The organism is Saccharopolyspora sp. NPDC045839, from assembly GCF_056431645.1.
Map to the genome: position 1 here is coordinate 52916 of NZ_JBWKKH010000032.1, position 23658 is coordinate 76573.

A 23658-nucleotide genomic window follows, 5' to 3' on the forward strand; every position below is an offset into this window, starting at 1 on the left:
ACGCCGGTCGGAACCGCCGATCGGTTGAGCCAACCGGTCGCAGCTGGTGGGCCGGGTGCAGCAATCCGGAGCACCAACCGGGTTCAGTTCTGGTTCAGACCAATTTTTCGGTGGCATACTGGGCCTCGCTATGACCCTCAGCGCGGCCGAGAGCAACCACGCCACCAGCGCGGACGACCCGCGCGAGCGGTTGCGCGCCGCCGGGCTCCGGGTCACCAGACCACGACTCGCCGTGCTGCGGTGGCTGGGCGGTCACCCGCACGCGACGGCCGACCAGGTGGCGACCGCGGTGCGGCGGCAGCTGGGTTCGGTGTCCACGCAGGCCGTCTACGACGTGCTCAACGCGTGCAGCAACGCCGGGCTGCTGCGCAGGATCGAGCCCGCAGGCCACCCGGCGCGCTTCGAGACCCGGACCGCCGACAACCATCACCACCTGGTGTGTCGCAACTGCGGCCGAACCGAGGACGTGGACTGCGTCCACGGTGCCGCGCCCTGCCTGACGCCGTCGTCCACGTCGGGCTACGAGGTGGACGAGGCGGAAGTCGTGTTCTGGGGCTACTGCCCGGACTGCCGATCCTCGGCATTCGTGACGGAGGACCTCAGCCACCACCAGTAGGGACGATCGTGAGTTCGGCACGACCCACGATGGCGCGCTGTCCGACGGCCAGCGCACCAGCCGAGCGAGGTGGAGCGAACGGCCCTGTTCGCCTGCTCTACCGAGGCGGACAGGCCGTTCGCTCCAACCCGAACCACGAAGCCTCCACGGCTTGGCGTCAGGCGACGCCGATGTTGATCACAGGGCGTTGTGCCGGGTCGAGCCACGCCATCAGGGCGCGCAGGTCCTCGGCCGGAATCGCCACGCAGCCCGCCGTGGGCTGGCCGTTGGCGATGTGTAGGAAGAACGCCGACCCGGCGCCGGGCACCGCTGGCTGCCGGTTGTAGTCGAGCACCACCGCGTGGTCGTAGACCGGGCCGATCTTGATGAGGTGCTCGCTGACCGACTCGTTGAACGGGCAGGTGCCCGGTGCGCACCGGTAGTGGTTGTTGTACAGCGGAGACGCCGAGTCTCCGACCCACCAGTCCAGGTCGTCGACCTGGCGGTAGGGCAGCCGGGTCCCGTCGTTCGGCTGGATGCCGAACGCCTCGGTCAGCGTCCACACACCGGCCGGTGTCCGCGCGATCCCTTCGCGTCCCTGCCCGACGCCTTTGGCCCCGACCGAGGCGGTCACCGGGCCGACTTCCGCTCGCCAGCCGGTGGGCGTGCGACGCCAGCCGGTGAGCGTCGCGGTGGTGGCATCCGGGGTGGCGGCCACGACCGTGACGACCTGCTCCGCGTCGCTCTCGTAGGGCAACGGGAGCTGCGTGCTTTCCGCTGTGGCAGAACCAGAACCGGCGAACAAACCGGCAACAGCGGCCGCCACGGCCGTGACGACGTCTTCGTTGCCGCGTTCGTGCGGCAACGGAGTCTGCGGGCTTTCCGCCCCAGCAGAACCAGAACCGGCGAACAAACCGGCCGTCGTGGCGGCGGCAACCGCCCACAACAATGTTCTGCGCATGGTGAACTCCGAGTGTTTCGATGTTGGATCTTCCCGTGCAGGCGATCTCGTCGCACTTCGCGGAACGGTCGAGCCAGGACAACCGCTCGACCCACTGGAATGCGGGCCGAGCGGTTGTGGCGAACTGCCTTACCTGAGGTGGAAGGTCGTTTTGGCCACCAGTGGACGGTGCTGCTCGAAGAATCGCCGCCGAGTCGGGTCAGGGGCGCTGCCTGACCTGGTCCACGATCGCGATCTCCATCTGTGCTGCGAAGTCCGAGCCGAGGTAGGCGTAGGTGTTCGGGTCGAAAACCAGGACCGCCTGGGTCATCTCCTCACCGTCGGGCTTCGGGAACGAGATGCCGACACCGGTCCTGCCGATCGCGTCCTTCGCGTCCTTGACCACGGAGATGCCGGGGACCTTGGTCGCAGCCTCGAACACGGCCGCCCTCGACTCCGGTCGTACGTACGACTCGGCGACGATGTCGCGGATCTCCTCGCCGATGAGCCACGCACTGTCGGGGTCGGAGCTGCGCTCCTTCAGGTAGTCCAGCATTCCGGCGGCGTCGGTCGGCAGGGCGTAGATGTGCCCGGGAACCGGCGAGCAATATCCGGTCTCCTCGGATGCGGGGGTGGAGGTCTTGCTGTCCCCGCAGCGGGGCACCTCCAGCTCGGTTTCCCCGCCGTACTGCACGATGAGGCCGTCACGCGTCCCGTCCGCGGACAGCCACGTCTCGCGGATTCCGGCGGCGCTCTGGGACTTCGTGTAGACGAACTGATCGGGCCGCGGCGGGTGGTCCGGGAGATCCGATGCTGTGGTGACCAGCGCCGATTCGGCGTTCGCCGTCGGGGTGCCCCCGTCGCTCTCCCCGAACGGAGCGAGCGTGAGCACGCCGGAGATCGCGGCGGCGATACCAACCGCAGCCGTGCCCGGCCATACCATCCGGCGCAGCGGTCGGCGCTGTCCCACCGCGGCGGGCGCGTCGCGGGATCGTTCCGGTTGGTCGTGTGCCGGTGCGAGTTCGCGGGTCGGCTGCGTCTCGTCGAATTTCGTCATGAACTGCCTCCATGGAGGTCTGCGAGTCAACTGGCGTTTCGCAATCCGATCGACTTGGCAGGTCGAGACTCCGCCGGCCGAACGCGCTGGCGAGTCCGTAGACCGTCCTCCTCGATCCGATCAGGTACACCTCGTTGTCCGCACGGAATCGACATCTGGTTCACGCTTGATGCGGCAGGCGGCATCGCGAGTCGTAGCCGCCTGCCGCACGGGGAGGCTCCGTGGTGGGGCGAGCAGGGCGACTCGAAAGACTCGCGGCAGATCGTGCCGCGGCCCGAGGGAATCTGGGCACCGTGAAAGCGGGTGCGCGCGACATGTCCACAATGGATTGTGGTCAATCGCGAGCGTGGGCTCCCGGGGCGTTCTGGGGCTGGCCGGGTTGCGGGTGGTGGTGCCGCTGCGGGTGCCCTTGCTGCGGGCGCTGGGGGCCCGGTTGCGAGTGAGCGCCGCGCTGTGCCGAAGCGCCGTGCGCGCCAGGGGAACCCTGCTGACCCGAAGAGCCATGCTGACCGCGGGCGGATTGCTGGCGTTGAGGATTCTGCTGGTGCTGCGAGCCCTGCGGCTGCTGCGAGCCCTGCGGCTGTTGCGGGGTTTGCGGCTGTTGCGGGCTGTGGGCCTGGTGGAGGATCAGCCGTTCGCAGCTGCGCAGTACCGTGCGGACCGCGTCGCGGTGCGGCCGGTCGTGCAGCGGATTCACCGCCTGCTCCCGCCAGCGCGACAGCGCCGCGGCCGCTTCGTCGGCCAGATCCACGGCCAGGGCCGTCTCGTCCCGGCCGAGCCGCGCGTGCGGCGCGCTGCCGAACGCTCCCAGCAGCCGCTTCGCTTCCGCCTGCAGCGGACGGGCGAACCGCACCTGCCCGGAATCCAGCGCCGACAGCAGCCGCAGCTCGTTCCACTCGTGCGCGTTCGCCAGCAGCCGCTCGAACTCGCCTCGCAACTGCTGCACGCCGGGACGGGGATTCGCGCGCAGCACCATGTCGACGGCCAGCAACGCCGACCGCGCGCGCAACGCGTCCTGCCGCTCCACGAACTGCTGGTGCACGGTCTCCTGCAGCAGGTTCAGGCCGCTCTCGTCGAGCAGTGCCGACTGCAGCTTCTTCCGCTCCGTCACGCCGCTGCGGATCAGCGTCAACGCCCGCACGACGCCGTAGTGGCCGAACCGTTCGAGGAGGCGCTGCCTGGCCGGTCCCGGCGTCGATTCCATGGTGCTGTTGATGAATCGATCCGCCGAAAGCAGCAGCGCGTCCTGGTCGTTCTGGGGGAGCCGCGCAACGTTGTGCAGCGCCAGGAAGTCGTCGTCGGTCATCGTCGCCACGGCCTGCCCGAGCAGCCCGATCACCGGGATCAAGTGCTGCGCGAACGAACGCAGCGTGGGGTCGTTGCGGTAGCGGTCGGCGATCCGCTCGGCGGCTTCGAGCGCCTCCGCGCCGCCGCTGCCCGTCTCGTCGGCGCGCGAGAACGCGACGATCGTGTTGATCGGCACGCACCGGGCGGTCTGCAATTCGTTGACGGACTGGAGGAACTGCAGGTCCGTCTGCCGCGGGTACCGCGTCAGGTACAGCACCGCGTCCGCCTCGGACAGGATCTGCGCGAGCGCGGAGCGGCCCGTCTCCTGCACCGCCGCGGACGCGACGCCGGGCGTTTCGATCAGCGTGATCGCCTGCAGCCCCGGCGTCGGCGACTCGATGACCAGCCGGGACACCTCGTCCGGCCGCCAGTGCTGCAGGTCGCGGATGGTGCCGGTGTCCAAAGTGGTCACCGGCACGTTCTGCACCGCGCCGTGCGGGGTGTGCACCAGGATCTTCGGCTCCGGCCCGTACTGGTAGAAGGTGCTGACCTGGGTGCGCTCCTCGGCGTCGGTGGGCGCGAGCTCAGCGCCGACCAGCGCGTTGATCAGCGTCGACTTGCCCGCCTTCACCCGCCCGCCGACTGCGATGCGCAGCGGCTGGTCCAGCCTCTCCAGCCGGCCGCGCAGCCACGTCGAGGTGCGCGGATCGTCCCGGTAGAAGGTCATGGTGCGGATCAGCAGCGCCCGGGCGCGTTCCAGCAGGGGATCGCCGCTCATGCCGCGGTGATCCGGTTCTGCGTCAGCATCGTCGCGCGCCGCTGCAGCACCGCGAGTTCTTCCAGCTTCTGCCGGATCTCCCTGGCGCGCTGGTCGCGGTCGACCGCGCTGCGCTCCGCCGATCGCTTGATCTCCTGGATGGCCCGGCTGATCTCCATCTGGGCATCTTCGGTGATCTGCATGTAGTGCGAGTGCAGGCCCCGGTGGACGCCGCGAATGGCGTCCCTGGCCTCCTTGTTCACGTGGAAGATGACCTGCTCCACGTAGCGCTGCACGGCGGCCTTGGCCTCGGCCTGGCGGCGGCGCAGCCGCAGGTCCTTGTCCTCGCCGAGGCTCTTGAGGCCCAGCAGCACGCCCGCCGAGATCGACACCACGTTGATCAGCGGCAGGAACGCCGAGGTGATCAGGCCGAACATCAGCACGCCGCCGTAGGACCCGCGAAGACCGGTGAGGAACTGGTCGAAGCGCTTGTACTCCGAGCCGGGCGGCAGCTTCGGCTCGGGAACCTCGCCCAGCGGTTCCGGCTGCTGGAGCTCCGTCAGGGCGGGCAGGTTGCGCCCGTGTTCGGCGAGCATCTCGTTGGCGACCTGCTCGGCGAGCCGGGCCTGCCGGAGGTCCAGCCACTCGAAGGTTTCGACGATCGCGTCGGTGAGCCGCGCCTCGAGCCAGTCGAGGAACTCGTCCCAGACCTCCAGCGGGTCCGCGGTTTCGAAGGCCTCGTTGACCTGGTGCAACACCGCCCAGCTGCGTTCCCGGAAGTCGAACTCGATGTCGGTGTACAGCTCGGAAACGCCGTCGTTGAGCGCCTTCTGCCAACGGGCCGAGACGCGCCGGAGGTCTTCGGCGCGGTGCTGCGCGGTCTCCAGCTCGATCAGGGTTTCGGCCGCGGTGCGCGGGTTCTGCGCCGCCAGCTCGGCGCGCAGCGCGTCGTTGACCTGGGTCAGCGCCTCGGAAACGTTGTGCGCCACCAGGCGCCGGGTCATGTTGTCGTGCTTGCCCGCCATCTCCTTGAGGAATTCCAGCAGCGGCGGGAATCCGGATTCGGCGTTGAGGTTGGCGTCCCTGGCCTGCATCGCGTGCATCCGGATGTTGGCCGAAACCGGGAAGATCTTGGCCGCTATCCCGGCGTTCTCCAGGTGTTTCCGGTTGACTTCGAGGACTTTCCGCCAGTGCGGCGTGCGGTCGATCTTCGGCAGCACCAGCGCGACGTTCGGGCACAGCGCGGTGGCCTGCTTGAGGAACGTCAGCTCGTTGGTGGTCAGTTCCTGGGTGGCGTCGGAGACCATCAGCAGCGCGTCGGCCTCGGCGACGACGGAGAGCGTGGTGGCCGTCAGCGACGAGGACACGCTGCCGACGCCCGGCGTGTCCATCAGCGCGAGGCCGTTCTGCAGCACGGCGCGGGGGATGCCGATCTCGCCGCGGGTGACCGGGCGCCCGAGCGCGAGGGCGCGATCCAGCTGCTCGCCGACCTGCTCTATCGGCACCGGCACGCGATCCAGGGCGGCCGGGCCGCGCGTCGCCTCGTGCTCGATGAGCAGGGCGGACGGCTCGTCGGAGTACCGGACGAGGGTGGGCACGACGGTGGTGACGTCGTCACCGGAGGCGCACACGGACGCGTTCACGATGGCGTTGACCAGGGCGCTCTTGCCCTGCTTCGACTCACCGACGACCAGCACGAGCTGCGTCGGGTCGAGCACGCGGGTGCGGATTTGCCGCAGCCTTCCGTGCAGATCAGCGCGTTGCTGCTCGGCACATTCCGCAGTCGCGCGATCGATCAGTTCCACCAACGCCGTCTCGATCACGGCGTCGATTGTGGCGTGCCGCGGCGAATAGAGAAACCCAAACGGCTGAACTCACATCCCAGGCGTGCACCGGGAGTACCAAAAGTGCAAGTTTTCCGAGCGAAAGGCGAAGAATGCCGGGATCCGCGAATCGCGGATCCCGGCATTCAGTTGCTCACTGCGTTCAGAGCACGCCGTCCAGCGGCAGGGCGCTGGTCACGGTGTCGAGAGCGCCACCGGCGACGTCGCCGACGACCGGCAGGTCCTGCGGGGCCGGCAGCGGCAGGGCGGAGGTCACGTCGTCGACCGGCAGGGCCGAGGTCACGTCGTCGACCGGCAGGGCGGAGACGTCGCCACCGGCGACGCCACCGACGACGCCTTCAACGACGCCGCCGACGACCGGGACGTCGCCCACGACGCCGGTCACGCTGTCGGTCACGTTGGTGACGTCGCCACCGGCGACGTTGGAGACCAGGTCACCGGCGACCGGGATGTTGGTGGCGACCGAGGTGACGTCGCCGACCACGTTGCCCACGACCGGAGCGTTGGTGACGACCGAGGTCAGGTCGCCGTTGCTCACGTTGGTGGTCACGTCGCCCAGCACGTTGGTGACGTTGTTGGCGATGTCGCCGACGACCGGGGCCTCGTTCACGACGTTGAGGACGTCGATGTTGGTCGAGTTGTCGACCACGTTGGTGACGTCGCCGTGCACGACGGTGGCGGCACCCGCGGTCAGGTCGACGCTGGTGTCGAAGACGTGCGTCGCGGTCTGGTTGACCTCGCTGACGGTGTTGCCCACCACGTTGGTGACGTCGCCCAGGGCGAGGCTGTCGCCGACCTGACCGACGGTGTTGCCCACGACGCTGCCCACGATGTTGCCGTTGGCGATGTCGTTGCCGCTGGCGATGTCGTGGATGCTGATGAAGTTGTGCGAGTCGGTGTGGTTCTCGCGCACGTCGATGTCGACGTTGTTCGACGGAGCCGGGGTCGCCGGGACGGCCGGGATGGTGGGCTCGACGTCGCCGTTCTTACCGAAGTCTTCGGCGGGGGCGGGGTTCTTCAGCATGCTCAGATCTTCCTGCTCGTTCGGATGTGCGGGATGCAGTTGGTTGATCGCGACGTGTTGGGTGCTCGCAGCGAACTTCTCGACGCTGCTCTGGAGTGAGCGGTCGTACTCGGTCACGACCTCGACCGGCGCGTAGTCGAGGACCAGTGACGTGGCTTGCAGTACGTCCGTCGCGGTCATGCCCCCGAGGCCGGCCTGATCCAGCGTGGCTTGCGGATCAGAGTCGAAGGCCGATCGGGCTGCCGGGTCGCTGACGAGGCGCGTGAGGAACTCGTGCAGCGTCGGCTCGTCCGACGGGCCGGTGGTGGAGTGCGTCCCCGGGTCGGGAGTGGAGGGCTCGGCCGCGTGCTGAGGGTTCACCATCGTTGGGCCTCCCGATGCTCAGCGGTTACTCGGCTGGGTGTCCGAGTGAGGTGGCGTGTCCCTCACTCCCCTGGTTGATCACGTTAGGGCGACGGGGCCCCCTAGCCATCGGGTACGACTCCTAGTTATCCGAACCTCTATTAGGGGATCCAGTAGGTGACCCATTGGGGGATAGGTTGGGGCATCCGGCACCTGTGAGTAACCGAGTACGCGCTAAATTGTGTCCACCCTGGGCCACGACGGGCATCGCCCGATGGTGGTCGATTCGGTAACACGAAGGGATTGCATGCCTTACGTCCTGGGCATTCATCTAGGCGCGACGGCGACCACGGCCGCCATCGCCCGCCGAGACGGCAGCCGGTGGGCGGCGGCCGTGCCGGTCCCGCTGGCGACCGGGCCGGTGGTGCCGACGGTGCTGTGCAAGGTGCAGGACGGCTCGTTCGTGGCTGGTGAAGCCGCCCAACGGCAGGAGATCACCCACCACGAATGGGTCGCCCGGGGCTTCACCGGGCGGCTCGGGGACGACCTGCCGCTGCTGGTGGGCAGCGAGTTCATCCCGGCGCAGCGGCTGGTCGCGACGATGGTGGAGTGGGTGGCCGACGCGGTCGCCCACCGGCAGGGGCATCCCGCCGAGCACATCGCCATCGCGCACAGCGCCACCTGGGGCCCGCACCGCACCCGGCTCGTCCACCAGGCGCTGGTCCAGCTCGGGCTGACCGACGTGACGCTGGTGGCCGAGCCGATGGCCGTCGCCCTGGACTACGCCGCCAAGCAGCAGGTCGCCGAGCACGAGCCGATCGTCATCGGCAACGTCGGCGGCAGCGGCTTCGACGCGACGGTGCTGCGGCGGCGCGAGCGCGGGTTCGAGGTGGTCGGGTCGCCGCTGAACGCCGACCACCCCAGCGGCCAGGACCTGGACGACGAGATCTTCGCCGCCGTGCGCGCCGAGTTCGGCGACCGGCTGGACGCGCTGGACCTAGCCGATCTCAACCAGCGGGCCGCCCTCGCGCACCTGCGCGCGGAGTGCGTCCGGGCGAAGGAAGCGCTGTCGCACCAGCCCGGCGTGCAGCTGCGGGTGGAATTGCCCGGTCTGCGCACGGAATTCGCATTGTCCCGCTCCCGGTACGAGCAGCTCGCCCGGCCGCACCTGGAGCGGGTTCCCGAGCTGATCCTGCAGGCGGTGCAGTCGGCGACGCTGTCGCCGGACGACCTCGATTCCGTCGTGCTGGCGGGCGGAACCGCGCGCACGCCGCTGCTGAAGCAGCTGGTGGCCGAGCGGTTGCAGCTGCCGCCGCAGGTCGACGTCGCCCCCGAACTGGCCGCGGCCGGCGGGGCGGCGCTGGCGGCGGTGCAGGTGCTTTCCACCGACACCGACCAGGGTTCGGTGGCCGAGACAAGCGTGCTGATGCGCATCGAGGGCCCCGAGGAGTCGTTCGACGACGACGCGGAACCGGTGGAGGCGCCGCGCCCGCCGGTCGACGTGGAGCCGCTGCCGTTGGAACCGCCGGACGAGGACCGGGCGCGGCGGATCAAGATCATTAAACTGTCGATCGCCGCCGTGCTGATCATCGGCGGGCTGCTGCTCACCTACTTCCTGCCCAACAACGCGCCGCTCGGCGGCGTCCTCAGCGCGATCCAGCACATGCGCCAGTGACCCGGATGACAAGGACTCCAGGCGTGAACCACTCGACGACATCCCGTCCCGCCCTGCTGCCGGACGGGCACGCGGCCGGGCTGCGGTCGGTGATCGCCGCCGATCCGGCCGCGTCGCTCGTCGCCGGAGTGCAAGGTGCGGGCGGATACGGGAAGACGGCGCTGCTGGAGCAGCTCGCCCGCACCTACCACGACGCCGGGATCCCGGTGTTCGGCGCGAACGCGCTCGACCGGGCCGGCGACGGCGCGGTGCTGGTCGACGATGCCCACCGGCTCGACGAGGCGGTGCTCGGCGAGCTCCGCGAGGTCGCCCGGCGGCCCGGCGCGCGGCTGGTCGTCGCCTACCGGCCGGGGCCGCGGCCCGCGGCGCTGGCGGAGCTGATCGGCGAGCTCGGCGCGCCGGTGCTGCTCGCCGCGCTCGGGCGGGACGAGATCGCGGCGCAGGCCGGGGCGGTCGCGCCGGAGTGGATCGGCTGGCTGCAGGCGCAGACCGGCGGCGTGCCGCGCTATGTGAGCCGGGTGCTCGCGGCGGCCGAGCCGGGCACGGCGGAGCTGCCGGCGCGCGCGCTCGACCAGTTCCAGCACGACCTGGACCAGCTCGGCGAGGCCGGCCGGGAATGCGTGATGGCGATGGCGATCGGGGCGACCCCGCACCCCGATCTGCTCGCCGCGCTGCTCGACCTCGACCCGGCGGAGGTCGGCTCCGCGCTGCTCGCGGTGCGAGCCGCCGGCCTGGTCGGCGCCGACGACGTGCTGCTGCCGATCGTCCGGGCGGCGGCGCTGCGGCTGGCGCCGTGGGAGCGACGGCTCCGGGTGACCCGTCGCCTCGTCGAAACCCAACTGGCCCGTGGCGGTTCGGTGTTGCCGCTGGTTGCTCCGCTGCTCGGGGCCGACATCGCGTTGCTGCCGGAAGCGACCCTGGCCGCGGCGTTCGAGAAGGCGGGCGACGAGGCCCTGCGCGATGCCCCGCACCTGGCGCGGCCGCTGTTCGCCGCGGCGGTGTCGGCGGGCACTCCGGTGGTGTCGGTGGCCGCGCGGCAGGCGCGCGCCGCCGCCGTGGCCGGCGATCTCGACGAGGCGTTGCGCCTGGCAGATCAGGTGATCGTCGACGACGCGGTGCCGGACAAGGAACTCGGTGTGCAGGTCGCGGCGAGCGTTCTGGCGCACCGCGGGCTGCTGGAACGTTCGGCAGAGCTGTGCCGGTGGTCGGTGGGGAAGCTGCGCTGGCCCGGCGACCGTGCGTTCGCCGCGCTGGGCCTGATCGGCTCCGGCCGGCTGGGCGAGGCCGACGAGCTGCTCAGCTCCTCCGACGACGCCGGACCGCCGACGTCGATGACCGGCGCCGCCGCGCAACTCGCCGCCGGAGTACGGGAATCGGTCGTCGGCTCGGCCGCGACGGCACTGTCCACATTGGTGCGAGCGGCCTCGCTTTCGGAGCCGGTGGGCCGCGGCATCCTGGTGCCGGACAGCCCGGCTTCGATCGCCGCCCTGGTCGCGCTGCACTGCGGTGAGCTGGACGTCGCGCAGTCCACGCTGGACCGGGCGATCGGTGCGAGCGCGGGCGGCCCGCTGCTGCACCACCGGCACCGGCTGCTGGCGGCATGGCTGCCCCTCGTGCGCGGCGACACGGTGACGGCGCGCGTGAAGCTCCAGGCCGCGGCCGGTCCGGCGGCGCGCGACCGGCTGCTGGCCACCGCGATCGAGGCGGGCATCGCGAGCCGGGACAACGACATGGGGGCGCTCGCCGCCGCCCGGGGGCAGGCGAGGCAGGCCGTCGCCGAGCACTCGGTGGACCTGTTCGCCCTGCTGCCGCTGGGCGAACTCGTGGTCGCGGCGGCGCGACTGCGCGACCAGGACTGGATCGCGCCGTACCTGGCGGAGGCGCGCAGACTGCTGGAACGGCTCGGCAATCCTCCACTGTGGACGTCGGTGCTCACCTGGAAGCGCCTGCAGGCCGCGATCGTGCTGGAAGATCTGGACGACGCGCGGCATCTCGCGGCGGACCTGGACGGCATGGCGCACCACAACCCGCTGGCCGCGGCGATGGCCGAAGCCGCGCGCGTGTGGCTGCGGATCCTCACCGGCCAGGTGGACCAGGACGAGGTGGAACAGGCGGCGCGAGGGCTGCACTCGGCCGGGCTGGCCTGGGACGGGGCGCGGCTGGCGGGGCAGGCGGCGATCCACACGAAGGACCGGCGCGCGATGCTCGCGCTGCTGGAATGCGCGCGGGCCCTGCAGGGCAAGCCGCCGCGGCCGCGGGCGGTGCGCGGCGGCGACACCGACGTGCTCAGCGAGCGGGAGAAGGAGGTCGCCGAGCTGGTGCTGGCCGGACTGACCTACAAGCAGGTCGGCAAGCGCCTGTTCATCTCGGCGAAGACGGTGGAGCACCACATGAGCCGCATAAAGCAACGCCTGGGCTGCGCCAACCGGGAAGACCTCCTCAACCGCCTCCGCGAACTACTGGGCCAGTGACGAGCCGAACCCCCGGGAGTCGGCATGTTTCGAAGCCTCGCCGCCCATCGCTGACGAAAGGGCTCCTGGCGGAACGAACCGATCCGCCAGGAGCCCACCCCCAGTCGAACGTCAACAGGATCTGAGCGTCACTTGCTGATGTGGTGGCACTGCGTTGCCTTGCGCTTGCCTTCGACCTCGAGCACTGCGCGTGGCGGCGATCGAGCCGGAAATCTTGGCCGCCCAGCGCTTCGCGGTCGACGGGGCGTCGGACGCAGTGGGCGCCGTGCGGTTCTCGGTCATGGTTTCCTCCGTGGCGGTCCGGGTGATCGACCGGTGCTCTGGGCCGCACCGGCGGTACTCACTCAATGCGTCCCATCAGCGTTCTTGGAAGGTTTTGGGCCGTCCGGGACAGTCCGGGACATAAACTCCGGTGTTGATCACCGACTGGGAGGAGCGGCCGTGCCGGAGGATTGGCCCGATCCGCGCGCTGCTAGGGATGCCGCCGAATTCGTCGCCGCGATGCGGGACCTGCGGCTTCGCGCGGACCTGAGCTTCCGGGCGCTGGAACGAAAAGCTCAGCGCAACGGCGATGTTCTACCCAGTTCGACGACGAGCGCTGCGCTCAACCGGGACAAGCTCCCGCGTGCTGAGTTGGTTGCCGCTTACGTGCGCGCGTGCGGCGGAAGTGCGGAAACGGTCGAATCCTGGCTCGCCGCCAGAGCAGCATTGCGCACCGGCGTGGACCTCGAACCCGGGCAGGGAGCCAGCGCCGTGGCGGAAGAAGCGGCGAAGCCCGTGTCGGGACGGCGTGGCGCGGTGCTGATCGCTGTCGCGGTGGTGGCGGCCGGCGCGGTCGCCAGCGGGACGGCCTTGCTCGTGGGACGGGACGATTGGGGACAGGCCGGGTCGAGACCGCAGCCCGCGGTGCCTGCGGCGCCGGCCCACGCATCGCCGATCCGACTGGCCGGCACCGGCTTCTGCGTCGGCGAAGTCGTCGAGAAGTTCAAGACGAGCAACCGCGATGTACTTGGTCAGCAGGACTGCACGTCGGCTTTTCCACCGATCGCGCTGGAACTCGCGGCGGGTGGATATCGCCTGTTGTTGCGGCATCCGGAGAAGGGAACCGGGTGCGTGACCGTCGATTACGGCGGCGCCGATCGCGACGTGCTGCTGGCCGGCGCGGTTTGCGAGGAGGGGCGCGCCGATCAGCAGTTCACCTTTGAACCGGTCACCGTGCCGATAGCCGGGTACCGGCTGCACTCGGTTGCGGGGCCGCAGTGGTGCATCGGTGTCTACCAGGCCCGCGCCGAACCTGGTGTGCAGCTCACGCAGGACCCTTGCGACGGGGGCGCGCACCAAGTCTTCGCGGTGGACATCGGCTGGTGATCCCAGCCGTGAGCACTTTTGGTCGCTATGGCGGCAAAAAGTGCGCACGGCTCTCGAAGCTGACCTCATGGGCGGCCGCTCATCGGAGCGCTCGGTTCGCAGCGTCGCGGGTCCGGTCGGCGACCTTGGCCAAGTAGTGCAGAACCTCGGGGTCGGCGTCGAGGGTGTAGGCCGCGTCGAGGCCGGCGAGGCCGGCGAGGATGGCGGCGATGCGGGATAGCCGGTCGCCGGAGAGATCGACGGTGCAGGTGTGCTCGTCGACGGGGGCGATGCGGTCGGGGAGGGCGCCCCAGACGCGGGCGCGCACCGCGTCGGCGTCGGCGGCGATGCGGGCGATCGCGTGGAAGCGGGCCGGAGCGGCAGTGATCTTGTCCGCAACGTAGGCGGCCGGATCCGTGGCGGGCAGTTCGCGCGGCGCGACGCGACGTCCGGTGGGCGCGGGGTTGGTCAGCCGGTCCATTCGGTACAGGCGCCAGTCGTCGCGGTTGACGTCGTAGCCGACGAGGTACCACAGGCCGGCGGCCGCGACCACGCTGTGCGGTTCGACCCGGCGCGGGCCGGCGGTGCCGTGTCGGGTCGTGTAGTCGACGGTGAGGATTTCGTGGTCGCGGCAGGCTGCGGCCACGGTCACCAGGACCGCGGGGTCTGCCTGCGGCCTGCCGTCGCTGAAGTGCAGCGGGGTGATCGTGTGCTGGAGGGCGGTCACGCGGCCGCGCAGCCGGGTGGGGAGGACCTGTTCGAGCTTGGCGAGCGCGCGCAGCGCGGTTTCGGCAATCCCGGCGATGCCGCTGGTCGCGGTGCGCAGTGCCACCGCGATGGCTACCGCCTCGTCGTCGTCGAGCAGCAGCGGGGGCAGGTCCGTGCCGGATGCGAGTCGATAGCCTCCGCCGCGCCCGGGACCGGAGTCCACCGGATAGCCGAGTTCTCGGAGCCGGTCGATGTCGCGGCGCACGGTGCGCACCGCGACGCCCAGCCGGTCGGCCAGTTCGGCGCCGGACCACTCCCGGCGCATCTGGAGCAGGGACAGCAGACGCAGCGTCCGGGCGGGCATGTCGTAGCTCACCCTCCCGAGTATGGCCCCGTTTGAGGACACGTCCTGACCTCGAAAGCTCCTAGCGTTGGTGGCACCCGGGCGCCCCCGGAGCAACCGCCGGGCCGCTCGCCCCGCTACGAAAGGATCACGATGAAGATCGCGTTGTTGGGCACCGGGTTCGGGCAGGCGCACGCCGCCGTCTACGCCGCCCGTGACGACGTCGAGGTGGTGATGTTCGGCCGGAACGCCGACAAGACCGCCGAGGTCGCCGGGAGGTTCGGGTTCGCCTCCGCCACCGATGCGGACGCCGCGTTCGAGGACGAGACCTTCGAGTTGATCGACATCTGCCTGCCGATCCCGCTGCACGCCGAGTACGTGCTGCGTGCACTGGATGCGGGCAAGCACGCCCTGGTCGAGCTGCCGCTGGTCGACGACCTGGCCGACGCGCGGCGCGTTGTCGAGGCCGCCGAACGCAGCGACAAGCACGTGTTCGTGGACATGTTCGAGCGCTTCATCCCGGCCAACCGGGCGCTGGTCGACGCGGTCCGCGACTGGACCTACGGGCGGTTGGAGCAACTGACCCTGTGGAACCTGACCGCGCATCTGTGGCCGGGCGTCTCGCTGGGGCTGCAGGCGCTGCCGCTGGAGGCCATGCACAGCGATGCGGACATCATCACGCGCACTCTCGGCCTGCCGCGGAAGGTCGAGGTCACCACGGTCGCACGCGACGACGACAGCGCTTCGATCGAGGCGACCCTGAGCTTCGACGATGCGTTCGCCCGTGACTCGGTGTCCTCGCTGATGCCGATGTCCTGGGGCGCCCGCGGCGGCTACACCGCCACCTTCGAGCGCGGCGTGCTGGAGGCTGCCTCGACGATGGGCTTCGACGGCAAGCCGACCGGCGCCGTCACCGCCTACACCGCGGACGGAGCCCGCGAGCTCGAACTGCCGACCGCCGACCAGTACACGGCGATGATCGACCACGTCCTGGCGGTGCTGCGCGGCGAGGCCGACAACCGGATCACCCCGGCCAGCACGCTGGACGCCCTCGAACTCACCCTGGACATCGACGAGAAGGTCAACGGCCCGCGCAGCGGCCGGCGTCGTGAGTGACAAACCCGGTTCTAGCCCTGTTCGTCACTCAAGACCCCTCAGGCCTTCTGGAGTTCCAGACCGGCCCGGAGGGTGCCGACGATCTCGAACAGCGCCTCCTGGAAGCGGTCGCCGATCGGGCGGAGGTTGGCGAAGCCGTGGATCAGGTCCGGGAACCGCCGCGCGATCACCGGCACCCCGGCCTCCGCCAGTCGCCGCGCGTACTCCTCGCCCTCGTCGCGCAGCGGGTCGAAGCCCGCCGTGACGACGTGCGCCGTCGGCAGCCCGCTGAGGTCCTCGGCGAGCAGCACCGACAGCCGCGGGTCGCCGCGGACGTCCTCCTCCGGCGCGTAGTGGTTCATGAACCAGTCCATGTCGCCGTCGGTGAGCAGGAACCCGTTGGCGAACAGCTCGCGCGACCGGCGCCGCGTGGTGGCGTCGACGGCGGGGTAGATCAGCAGCTGGAACACCGGCTTCGCGGGCCCGGACCGGGTGGCGTGCAGGGCGACCGAGGCGGCCAGGTTGCCGCCCGCGCTGTCCCCGCCGACCGCGATCGCGTCGGGGCCGGTGCCCAGCTCGGCGGCGTTCTCGACGGCGAACCGGTAGGCGTCGATGGCGTCGTCCAGGGCGGCCGGGTACGGGAACTCCGGCGCGAGCCGGTAGTCCACCGACAGCACCCGGATGCCGGCGTGCTTGGCGAGGAACCGGCACAGGTCGTCGTGGCTGTCCAGGTCGCCGATGACCCAGCCGCCGCCGTGGAAGAAGAGCAGCAGCGGACCCGGCTCGGAGAGCTCGCGCGGCCGGTACAGCCGCGCCGCCAGGTCACCCGACGCGGTCGGGATCCGGCGGTCGGCCACCACCACGCCGGGCACCTGGCCGGCGGTGATCTTGGTCGACCGCCGCATCCCGGCGCGGGCGATCTCGACCGTGGCCGCCGACAGCTGCTCGTGGCCGGCCAGCCGCATCAACTTGAGCAGCAGTTGAGCATCGAGCGCGAGTTCCTGGTCGTCCAGTCGAATCGCGCGCCCCGCGAGGAGCCGCCGCGCGGGCTTGGGGAGCGCGAAAACGCCGCGTACGACCGCGGCCTCCAGCGTCGGCTGCACCAGTTCGAGGACCTTCGACATCGGCGTTGACCTCCCCGGAAGGCGACAAGTGATGCTGAGGTTACCCGCAGGTAGCTGTGGTCCGGGACACGGCCGGGTGGCTTTGACCTCCAGCGTGCTCGAAGTTCTAGCGTGGCGAGCAGCCCCGCAGGAGGGGGACAGACGCGGGCAGCGGGTGAAAGGATCGAACGCATGACGGTGACCGTGGTGGGAATCGGCGGATCGGTGCGACCGGACTCGCAATCCGAGCGGGTGCTGCACGCGGCGCTCGCCGGGGCTCGCGAGGCCGGGGCCAAGGTCCACGCGATCACCGGCAGCAGCCTGGCGATGCCGTTCTACGACCCGCACCTGACCGAGCGCACCGACAACGCGCTGGAGCTGGTCGACGCCCTGCGCTCGGCGGACGGCGTCATCCTCGCCTCGCCCGGCTACCACGGCACGATCTCCGGGCTGATCAAGAACGCCCTGGACTACGCCGAGGACCTGCGCGGCGACGAGCGCCCCTACCTGGACGGCCGGGCGGTGGGCTGCATCGGCATCGCCTACGGCTGGCAGGCGACGGTGACGACGCTGCAGGCGCTCCGCTCGGTGGTGCACGCCCTGCGCGGCTGGCCGACTCCGCTGGGTGGCGCGGTGAACTCGGCCGAGACGCAGTTCGAGGCCGGCGGCGAGTGCACCGACGAGAAGGTGGCGAACGTCCTGCGCACCATCGGCCACCAGGTCGTCGACTTCGCCAACCGCACCTGACCCCTGCTCCCGGCCGTCCGCACCACCCTCCGCCAGGCGCGGAGGTCCGCAATTTCAATGGAAATCGGACCTTCGATTTCCATTGAAATTGCGGCCGCGAGGGGCCTGGGGGACCGCGATCCTGCTGGGCACGGGGCTTCGACGTGCGCGGGCACCGCCGAGGCAGGACCCTCGAGGGGTCTGCTCGCGTTCGAGGAGGTAGCCCAGCTCATGGCCCAGAAGACCGTCAAGAAGGATCCGATCTCCAGCCCGCTGGCCGACCAGGACCGGGAGATCACCGGCAAGGTGCTGCAAGGCACCCTGCTGGACCTCATCGACCTGCACCTGGTGGCGAAGCAGGCGCACTGGAACGTCGTCGGCAGGCTGTTCCACGACGTGCACCTCCACCTGGATGAACTGGTCACCACCGCGCGCGGCTTCGCCGACGACGTCGCCGAGCGCGCCGCCGCCATCGGCGTCTCGCCCGACGGGCGTGCCGCGACCGTCGCCGACGGCTCCGGCGTGCCGAAGTTCGACTCGGACTGGCGCAGCGACCGCGAGGTGGTCGCGGCGATCGTGGCCGCGCTGGCGGAGCTGATCCGCCGGCTGCGGGCCCGCATCGACGAGACCGACAAGACCGACCTCGTCACCCAGGACCTGCTGATCGGCATCGCCGCGGAGCTGGAGAAGTCGCACTGGATGTGGCAGGCCCAGCTCGCCGAATAGCCGCATCTCCGCAGGTCAGAACCCGTGCGTACTTTGTGTCGCGATAGCAGCACAAAGTACGCACGGGTTTTTGCGGCCGGAACGGAGCGTTCAGCGGCCCGCGTCGCGGACCAGGAGCGCGAGCTGGACCCGGTTCGACAGGTTCAGCTTCGCCAGCGCCCGGCTGACGTGCACCTTCACCGTCCCCTCGCTCATCGCCAGCTCGGCCCCGACCTCGGCGTTCGACAGGCCCCTGGCCACCGCGCGCACCACGGAGCCCTCCCGCTCGGTCAGCGCCGCCAGCCGCTGCCGCGCCTCCGCGGCCGCCGGCGACTCCAGCTCCGCGAAGGTGTCGAGCAGTCGCTTGGTGATGCTCGGGGTGAGCATGGCGCTGCCTTCGGCGATGATCCGGACGGCGTTGGCCAGGTCGCGCGGCGACGTGTCCTTGAGCAGGAATCCCGCCGCGCCATTGCGAAGCGCGGTGTGCACGTAGTCGTCCAGGTCGAACGTCGTCAGCATGATCACCCGGGGCGGGGCCGGGGAACGCCGCAGCTCCCGCAGCGCGGTCAGCCCGTCCACGCCCGGCATGCGGACGTCCATCAGCACCACGTCCGGCCGGTGCTTCGCGACGGCGGTGATCGCTTCGCCGCCGTCGCCCGCCTCGCCGACGACCTCGATGTCCGCCGCCGGTTCCAGGATCATCCGCAGCCCGGCCCGGACCAGCGCCTCGTCGTCGACCACCAGGACCCGGATCACGCGCGCTCCTCCAGCGGGAACCGGGCGGACACCGCGAACCCGCCGTCGGAGCGCGGCTCGGCCGCGAACGAGCCGTCGAGCAGCTCGACGCGTTCCCGCAGGCCGACGAGCCCCATGCCACTGCCGGGCAGTGGCTCGACCGGTGCCCGCGGCGCTTCGTTGATCACGTCGACCTCCAGAACCGAGTCCAGGTAACGCAATTCGACATCGGTGCGAGCCGCTCCGGCGTGCTTGTGGACGTTGGTGAGCGCCTCCTGCACGACGCGGTACGCGGCCTGCTCCACCAGGGTGGTCAGCGGCTGCGGTGTCCCTTCGTCGTGCCGGTGCACCGGGATTCCGGCTTCCCGGGACCGGTCGAGCAGGCCGTCGAGGTCCACCAGCGTCGGTTGCGGCCCGAGGCGGGTGTCCGAGGTCGCGCTCTTGAGGACGCCGATGGAATCCCTCAGCTGCGCCAAGGCTTCCCGGCCGGTGGTGCGGATGAGCTCCGCGGTCGCGGCGGTGCCCGGGTCCGCGGCGTTGACCTCCAGCGCGCCCGCGTGCAGCACCATCAGTGACACCCGGTGGGCGACGACGTCGTGCATGTCCCGGGCGATCCGCGCTCGCTCCTGCATCCGCGCTTGTTCCGCGCGGGCGGCCTGCTCGCGCTCCAGCTGCGCGCTGCGCTCGCGGAGGCCCTCCAGGACGTCGTGGCGGGAGCGGTTCCACAGGCCGAGCACGAACGGCAGCGCGACGAACAAGCCGACGCCGCCGAGCGCGGCCAACATGTCGCCCAGCGCCAGACCCGCTCGGCCGAAAGCCAGGCCGATGGCGGTCGGCAGGAGCACCGCCGCGCTCGCCACCGCGAAGCAACCGATCAGCCGTCGCTGTTCGCGGATCGTGCGGGCGCCGAGGTACGAGCTGACGCACAGCGGCACCCAGGCCGATATCAGCAGCCAGGCCACCAGCCCGGCCACGATCGCCGGCCACGACGTGCGCGGCAGCAGCAGAACGCAGATCACCGATGCGGCCGCCAGCACAGCGGACAGCAGGGCGCCGAAGATCGGCGGCGCGCCGGAAACCGCCAGCTGGTACGGGATCGGCCCGCCGCTGACCGGCACGAACGTGCCCGCCGCGACCACCGCCGCCAGCAGCACCACCTGCATGCGCTTCGCCACACCACGACCGTAGCCGGGCCCGCCCGCTCCGGCGTCCCACCGAAGTTCAGGCCCGGCGTAACCAAAGTTAGCGCCGGCCGTGGCCTTTCCGGTGACGTGCCGGAACGGCCCGGGCGCGCACGATTCCGTGCCATGACATCGAAATCGGCCGTCCGGGCCACGGGCCTGGCGAAGCACTACGGCGCGGGAGGTTCCCGGGTGATCGCGCTCGCGGGCGTCGACGTGGCGTTCCGGCACGGCGAGCTCACCGCGATCATGGGGCCGTCCGGCTCCGGCAAGTCGACCCTGCTGCACTGCGTCGCGGGCCTGGACGAGCCCGACGAGGGCCGGGTGTGGATCGGCGACACCGAACTCACCGGCCTGCGCGACGACGAGCTGACCAGGCTCCGCCGGGACCGCGTGGGATTCGTGTTCCAGGCATACAACCTGCTGCCCGCGCTCACCGCGCTGGAGAACATCACGCTGCCGTTCGACCTCGCCGGCCGCAAGCCCGACCCGGACGTGCTGCGGAAGGTCGTCGAGGCGGTCGACCTGCAGGACCGGCTGCACCACCGGCCTAGCCAGCTCTCCGGCGGCCAGCAGCAGCGGGTGGCCTGTGCGCGGGCTCTGGTCACGAGGCCCGAGGTGGTCTTCGCCGACGAGCCGACCGGTGCCCTGGATTCCGCGACCGCCGCGGAGCTGCTCGGCTTCCTGCGCCGCAGCGTCGACGAGCTCGGGCAGGCCGTCGTGCTGGTGACCCACGAGCCGAGCGTTGCGGCGCACGCCGACCGCGTGCTGTTCCTCAAGGACGGCCGGATCGTGGACGAGATCTCCGCGCCGACGTCCGACAGCGTGCTGGAGCGCATGAAGTCGATGGAGAGGACCGCATCCCGATGCTGAGGACCATGCTGCGCGACCTGCTCGCGCACCGGGCGCGGTTGGCGATGACGCTGTTCGCCATCGTGCTCGGCGTGGCCGCGACGGTCGGGAGCTGGGTGGTCACCGATTCCATCGCGGCCACCCTCGCCGCCCGCGAAATCCGCCACGATGTCGGCGTTTCCGTGCAAAGCCCCGGGAAGGAGCCGGTGCTCGCGCCCGCCGACCGGGACCGGCTGGCCGCGGTGCCAGGGGTGGCGCGGGCCGAGGGCGTGATCGTCGGCCGGGCGGGGATCGTCGGACGCGACGGCAAGCTCGTCCAGACTGGCACGGTCCTGGACCGGGCGGCCACGAACTGGAGCGGCGACGAGCGCTTCGACCTGGTGGCGGGCCGCCCGCCGGCCGGGCCGGGGCAGGTCGCGCTGAACGCGTCGGATGCGCGGACCGGCGGGCTCGCAGTGGGCGATACCGCGCGAATCCTGCTGTCCGACGGGAAGGTCGACGAGGCCACGGTGACCGGGCTGTTCGGCTACCGCCAGCTCGGACCCGAGTCCATAGTGGACTCCGATGATCCCTCGGATGCGGTGCCGGTCGTGGCCTACGAGTCGGCGACCGCGGCGAGCCTGCTCGGCGATCGCTTCCACCGGATCGAGCTGACCGCCGCGGATCCCGGCGCGATCGCGGACGCCGTGCGCGCGCTGGTTCCCGACGACCACCACGTGACGACCGGCCGCGCCCTGGCCGCCGCGCTCGCCGAGCAGTCGGCCTCCGACGTGCAGGACCTCCGGATGACGATGCTGCCGTTCGCGGCGGTCGTGCTGCTGGTCGGCATGTTCGTCATCGCCAACACCTTCGCGGTGCTGGTGACCCAGCGGACCCGCCAGTTCGCGCTGCTGCGCGCCGTCGGCGCCCGGAAGCGGCAGGTCAGGGCGGGAATCGCGGCCGAAGCCGTGGCGCTCGGCGTGGCGGGCGGCACGATCGGCACGCTGGCCGGGGTGGCGATCGCCCCGCTGCTGCTCTCGGCGCTGCGCCCGGACGACGAGGTCGCGTTCACCGTCACCCCGTTCGCCGTCCTGCTCGGCTACGCCGTCGCAGTGCTGGTGACGGTGCTGGCCGCCAACGGCTCCGCGCGGCGCGCGGCCGCCGTGCCGCCCGTCGCGGCGCTGCGCCTGGACGCGGTCGTGCCGCGAGGGGTCAAGCGCAGCAGGAACTTCCTCGGTCTCGGCTGCCTCCTCATCGCCGCCGGGCTGATCACCGCCACGGCGGATCCCAGCTCGTCGAACGCCGCGCGGATCATTGCGCTGGTGGGCGCGGTCGTCGGCGTGATCGGGGTGATCGTGCTCGCGCCGCAGCTCGCCGAGCTGGTGCTGCGCCCGCTCGCGCGGACCTTCGCGAGATCGGGGCCGGCCGTGCGGCTCGGGCTGCGCAACGCGGCGGGCGATCCGCGGCGCACCGCGGGCACGGCGACGGCGATCACCATCGGATTGGCCCTGGTGTGCTCGTTCGCGACGATCAGCTCGACGTTCGCCGCGCTGATCGCCTCGACGACCCGCGCGAACCTGCCGGACCGGACGACGGTCCTGCAGTCCGCCGCCGGCGGCGAATCCGCGCTCACCCCGGCCGAGCTGCGCAAAGCCATCGGCCTGCCGGGCGTCACCGAGGTGGCGGGGAGCCGCGACGTGCTCATCGAGCTCGCGTACCCGGGCGGCGAGACGGTGCGGCGGATCTCCGCGATCGAACCCGCCGCCCTGGGCACCGTGCTCACGCCGAAGCTGACCGCGGGCAGCGCGGATCTCTCGCGCGGCGTGGTCGTTTCGCAGAACCAGGCCGACATGCTGGGCCTGCGGATGAACGACGAGGTCACCCTGAAACTGGACGCCAAGACCTCGGTCACGCAGCGCGTGGTGGGCGTCTACGACGCGACGGAACTGGGCGCCAGCCTCTTCCTGGACGTCGGCCTGGCACCCGAATCGCTGCGCAAGCAGGTCACGACGGTGTACGCCTCCGGGCCCGATCCCGCCGCCGCGCGGCAGAGCATCGAGGACGCCTTCCGCGACCGGCCGGACGTGACCATCGGCGACCGCGAGTCGATGGTCCGGGACGGCGTCGACCGGCAGGCGTTCGCCTTCGCCCTGATGTACGCGATGTTCGGCGTCGCGATCGTCATCGCGCTGTTCGGCGTCGTGAACACGCTGATGCTCTCGGTCGCGGAGCGCACCCGCGAGATCGGCGTGTTCCGCGCGGTGGGCGCGACGCGGCTGCTGGTGCGCCGGACGATCCGGGTGGAGAGCACGGTGGTGTCGGTCTTCGGCGCGCTGCTCGGGGTGCTGGTGGGCGTCCCGGTGGGGGCGGTGATGCAGCACGCGATGTTCGGCCAGCGCCTTGGGGACTTCACGATGCCGACCGAAGTCATCGCGGCGTCCCTGGTGACCATCGCGATCTGCGCGGTGCTGGCGGCGATGTGGCCCGCCCGCCGAGCGGCCAGGACCGACGTCCTGAAGGCGATAGCCACGGAGTGACCGCAAGGTTCCGCAGGTCCGGGGCCGTGAGTCTTTTGGGCCGCCATAGCAACCCAAAAGACTCACGGCCCAGTGGCCAGGCCAAACCGGCCACCACCGCTCAGGACCAGCGGCGATCCCGCAACCCCGAGACGAACGCGGCCCACCGCTGCCGGGGGAACACGAGCACGGCCCCATCCCGGTCCTGGGAGTCCCGAACCCTGGACCGGATCCGCGAGGACACCTGCATGGACCGCTGGCACGCCCTCACCACCCACCCCTGACACGTCCGGGTGGAGGTGGGGGGGGGGGGGGGGGGGGGGGGGGGGGGGGGGGGAACGGAGGGGGGGGAGGGGGGGGGAGAGGGAAGGAAAAC

At 71.0% G+C, this 23658-nt stretch carries 19 protein-coding genes; 9 read left to right on the forward strand and 10 right to left on the reverse strand.

Annotated features, from left to right (window positions below; all coding sequences use genetic code 11):
* Positions 1-130: 130 nt before the first annotated feature.
* Positions 131-616: a Fur family transcriptional regulator gene (locus tag AC07EQ_RS33380; RefSeq protein WP_478391816.1), complete on the forward strand. Its 486-nt coding sequence runs from the start codon at positions 131-133 to the stop codon at positions 614-616.
* A gap of 157 nt (positions 617-773) precedes the next feature.
* On the opposite strand, the gene AC07EQ_RS33385 is transcribed toward AC07EQ_RS33380, so the two are convergent.
* From AC07EQ_RS33385 to AC07EQ_RS33405, 5 genes are all read right to left on the reverse strand, one after another.
* Positions 774-1556, reverse strand: a complete 783-nt coding sequence (locus AC07EQ_RS33385; RefSeq protein ID WP_478391817.1) for a L,D-transpeptidase family protein — start codon at positions 1554-1556, stop codon at positions 774-776.
* Between the two features lie 199 nt (positions 1557-1755).
* The gene (locus AC07EQ_RS33390) at positions 1756-2592 is read right to left on the reverse strand and encodes a CU044_5270 family protein (RefSeq protein WP_478391818.1); all 837 of its coding nucleotides are present in this window, start codon (positions 2590-2592) and stop codon (positions 1756-1758) included.
* Between the two features lie 334 nt (positions 2593-2926).
* Entirely contained in the window at positions 2927-4657 is a 1731-nt protein-coding gene (locus AC07EQ_RS33395) for a proline-rich domain-containing protein (protein WP_478391819.1), read from the reverse strand.
* The gene (locus AC07EQ_RS33400) at positions 4654-6459 is read right to left on the reverse strand and encodes a dynamin family protein (RefSeq protein ID WP_478391820.1); all 1806 of its coding nucleotides are present in this window, start codon (positions 6457-6459) and stop codon (positions 4654-4656) included. The genes AC07EQ_RS33395 and AC07EQ_RS33400 overlap by 4 nt, the downstream gene beginning before the upstream one ends.
* A 163-nt stretch (positions 6460-6622) precedes the next feature.
* Entirely contained in the window at positions 6623-7867 is a 1245-nt protein-coding gene (locus tag AC07EQ_RS33405) for an IniB N-terminal domain-containing protein (RefSeq protein ID WP_478391821.1), read from the reverse strand.
* A 286-nt stretch (positions 7868-8153) separates the two neighbouring features.
* Here AC07EQ_RS33405 and AC07EQ_RS33410 point away from each other — a divergent pair, with 286 nt between their 5' ends.
* From AC07EQ_RS33410 to AC07EQ_RS33420, 3 genes are all read left to right on the forward strand, one after another.
* Complete coding sequence (locus tag AC07EQ_RS33410) at positions 8154-9521, forward strand: Hsp70 family protein (RefSeq protein ID WP_478391822.1); 1368 nt, start codon at positions 8154-8156, stop codon at positions 9519-9521.
* 5 nt (positions 9522-9526) lie between these two features.
* The gene (locus AC07EQ_RS33415) at positions 9527-11992 is read left to right on the forward strand and encodes a helix-turn-helix transcriptional regulator (RefSeq protein ID WP_478391823.1); all 2466 of its coding nucleotides are present in this window, start codon (positions 9527-9529) and stop codon (positions 11990-11992) included.
* A 501-nt stretch (positions 11993-12493) separates the two neighbouring features.
* The gene (locus AC07EQ_RS33420; RefSeq protein ID WP_478391824.1) at positions 12494-13360 is read left to right on the forward strand and encodes an RICIN domain-containing protein; all 867 of its coding nucleotides are present in this window, start codon (positions 12494-12496) and stop codon (positions 13358-13360) included.
* 79 nt (positions 13361-13439) lie between these two features.
* On the opposite strand, the gene AC07EQ_RS33425 is transcribed toward AC07EQ_RS33420, so the two are convergent.
* Positions 13440-14423 (reverse strand): helix-turn-helix transcriptional regulator, encoded by a 984-nt coding sequence (locus AC07EQ_RS33425; protein WP_478391825.1) that lies wholly within the window; start codon positions 14421-14423, stop codon positions 13440-13442.
* Between the two features lie 120 nt (positions 14424-14543).
* On the opposite strand from AC07EQ_RS33425, the gene AC07EQ_RS33430 reads away from it, so the two are divergent.
* A complete protein-coding gene (locus AC07EQ_RS33430; RefSeq protein WP_478391826.1) occupies positions 14544-15506 on the forward strand; it encodes a Gfo/Idh/MocA family protein in 963 nt (320 codons plus the stop codon).
* Positions 15507-15544: 38 nt separating this feature from the next.
* Here AC07EQ_RS33430 and AC07EQ_RS33435 read toward each other — a convergent pair whose 3' ends face one another.
* Positions 15545-16609, reverse strand: a complete 1065-nt coding sequence (locus tag AC07EQ_RS33435) for an alpha/beta hydrolase (RefSeq protein ID WP_478391827.1) — start codon at positions 16607-16609, stop codon at positions 15545-15547.
* Positions 16610-16780: 171 nt separating this feature from the next.
* Between AC07EQ_RS33435 and AC07EQ_RS33440 the strand changes: the two genes are divergently transcribed.
* On the forward strand, positions 16781-17335 hold the full coding sequence (locus tag AC07EQ_RS33440) for an NADPH-dependent FMN reductase (RefSeq protein WP_132491770.1): 555 nt from the start codon (positions 16781-16783) through the stop codon (positions 17333-17335).
* 210 nt (positions 17336-17545) lie between these two features.
* The gene (locus tag AC07EQ_RS33445) at positions 17546-18040 is read left to right on the forward strand and encodes a Dps family protein (protein ID WP_358567537.1); all 495 of its coding nucleotides are present in this window, start codon (positions 17546-17548) and stop codon (positions 18038-18040) included.
* Between the two features lie 90 nt (positions 18041-18130).
* Here the strand turns inward: AC07EQ_RS33445 and AC07EQ_RS33450 are convergent, their stop codons facing one another.
* Together AC07EQ_RS33450 and AC07EQ_RS33455 are read right to left on the reverse strand one after the other, a co-directional pair.
* Entirely contained in the window at positions 18131-18775 is a 645-nt protein-coding gene (locus AC07EQ_RS33450) for a response regulator (protein ID WP_478391828.1), read from the reverse strand.
* On the reverse strand, positions 18772-19929 hold the full coding sequence (locus AC07EQ_RS33455) for a sensor histidine kinase (protein WP_478391829.1): 1158 nt from the start codon (positions 19927-19929) through the stop codon (positions 18772-18774). The genes AC07EQ_RS33450 and AC07EQ_RS33455 overlap by 4 nt, the downstream gene beginning before the upstream one ends.
* Before the next feature lie 132 nt (positions 19930-20061).
* Between AC07EQ_RS33455 and AC07EQ_RS33460 the strand changes: the two genes are divergently transcribed.
* Positions 20062-20808 (forward strand): ABC transporter ATP-binding protein, encoded by a 747-nt coding sequence (locus AC07EQ_RS33460; RefSeq protein ID WP_478391830.1) that lies wholly within the window; start codon positions 20062-20064, stop codon positions 20806-20808.
* Positions 20802-23303 carry an ABC transporter permease gene (locus tag AC07EQ_RS33465; RefSeq protein ID WP_478391831.1) on the forward strand — a complete coding sequence of 834 codons (2502 nt, stop codon included), beginning with the start codon at positions 20802-20804 and terminating at the stop codon, positions 23301-23303. Before AC07EQ_RS33460 ends, AC07EQ_RS33465 begins: the two co-directional genes overlap by 7 nt.
* 100 nt (positions 23304-23403) lie before the next feature.
* Here AC07EQ_RS33465 and AC07EQ_RS33470 read toward each other — a convergent pair whose 3' ends face one another.
* Positions 23404-23532 carry a DUF397 domain-containing protein gene (locus tag AC07EQ_RS33470; RefSeq protein ID WP_478391865.1) on the reverse strand — a complete coding sequence of 43 codons (129 nt, stop codon included), beginning with the start codon at positions 23530-23532 and terminating at the stop codon, positions 23404-23406.
* Positions 23533-23658: the final 126 nt, after the last annotated feature.

Excerpts from the sequence above, each read along its gene's own strand:
- AC07EQ_RS33420 (WP_478391824.1), top strand. The coding sequence starts at position 12,494 with ATGCGGGACCTGCGGCTTCGCGCGGACCTGAGCTTCCGGGCGCTGGAA.
- AC07EQ_RS33445 (WP_358567537.1), top strand. The coding sequence starts at position 17,546 with ATGGCCCAGAAGACCGTCAAGAAGGATCCGATCTCCAGCCCGCTGGCC.
- AC07EQ_RS33395 (WP_478391819.1), bottom strand. The coding sequence starts at position 4,657 with ATGAGCGGCGATCCCCTGCTGGAACGCGCCCGGGCGCTGCTGATCCGC.
- AC07EQ_RS33470 (WP_478391865.1), bottom strand. The coding sequence starts at position 23,532 with ATGCAGGTGTCCTCGCGGATCCGGTCCAGGGTTCGGGACTCCCAGGAC.
- AC07EQ_RS33415 (WP_478391823.1), top strand. The coding sequence starts at position 9,527 with ATGACAAGGACTCCAGGCGTGAACCACTCGACGACATCCCGTCCCGCC.
- AC07EQ_RS33405 (WP_478391821.1), bottom strand. The coding sequence starts at position 7,867 with ATGGTGAACCCTCAGCACGCGGCCGAGCCCTCCACTCCCGACCCGGGG.
- AC07EQ_RS33380 (WP_478391816.1), top strand. The coding sequence starts at position 131 with ATGACCCTCAGCGCGGCCGAGAGCAACCACGCCACCAGCGCGGACGAC.
- AC07EQ_RS33410 (WP_478391822.1), top strand. The coding sequence starts at position 8,154 with ATGCCTTACGTCCTGGGCATTCATCTAGGCGCGACGGCGACCACGGCC.
- AC07EQ_RS33435 (WP_478391827.1), bottom strand. The coding sequence starts at position 16,609 with ATGTCGAAGGTCCTCGAACTGGTGCAGCCGACGCTGGAGGCCGCGGTC.
- AC07EQ_RS33440 (WP_132491770.1), top strand. The coding sequence starts at position 16,781 with ATGACGGTGACCGTGGTGGGAATCGGCGGATCGGTGCGACCGGACTCG.
- AC07EQ_RS33430 (WP_478391826.1), top strand. The coding sequence starts at position 14,544 with ATGAAGATCGCGTTGTTGGGCACCGGGTTCGGGCAGGCGCACGCCGCC.
- AC07EQ_RS33465 (WP_478391831.1), top strand. The coding sequence starts at position 20,802 with ATGCTGAGGACCATGCTGCGCGACCTGCTCGCGCACCGGGCGCGGTTG.
- AC07EQ_RS33460 (WP_478391830.1), top strand. The coding sequence starts at position 20,062 with ATGACATCGAAATCGGCCGTCCGGGCCACGGGCCTGGCGAAGCACTAC.
- AC07EQ_RS33390 (WP_478391818.1), bottom strand. The coding sequence starts at position 2,592 with ATGACGAAATTCGACGAGACGCAGCCGACCCGCGAACTCGCACCGGCA.
- AC07EQ_RS33385 (WP_478391817.1), bottom strand. The coding sequence starts at position 1,556 with ATGCGCAGAACATTGTTGTGGGCGGTTGCCGCCGCCACGACGGCCGGT.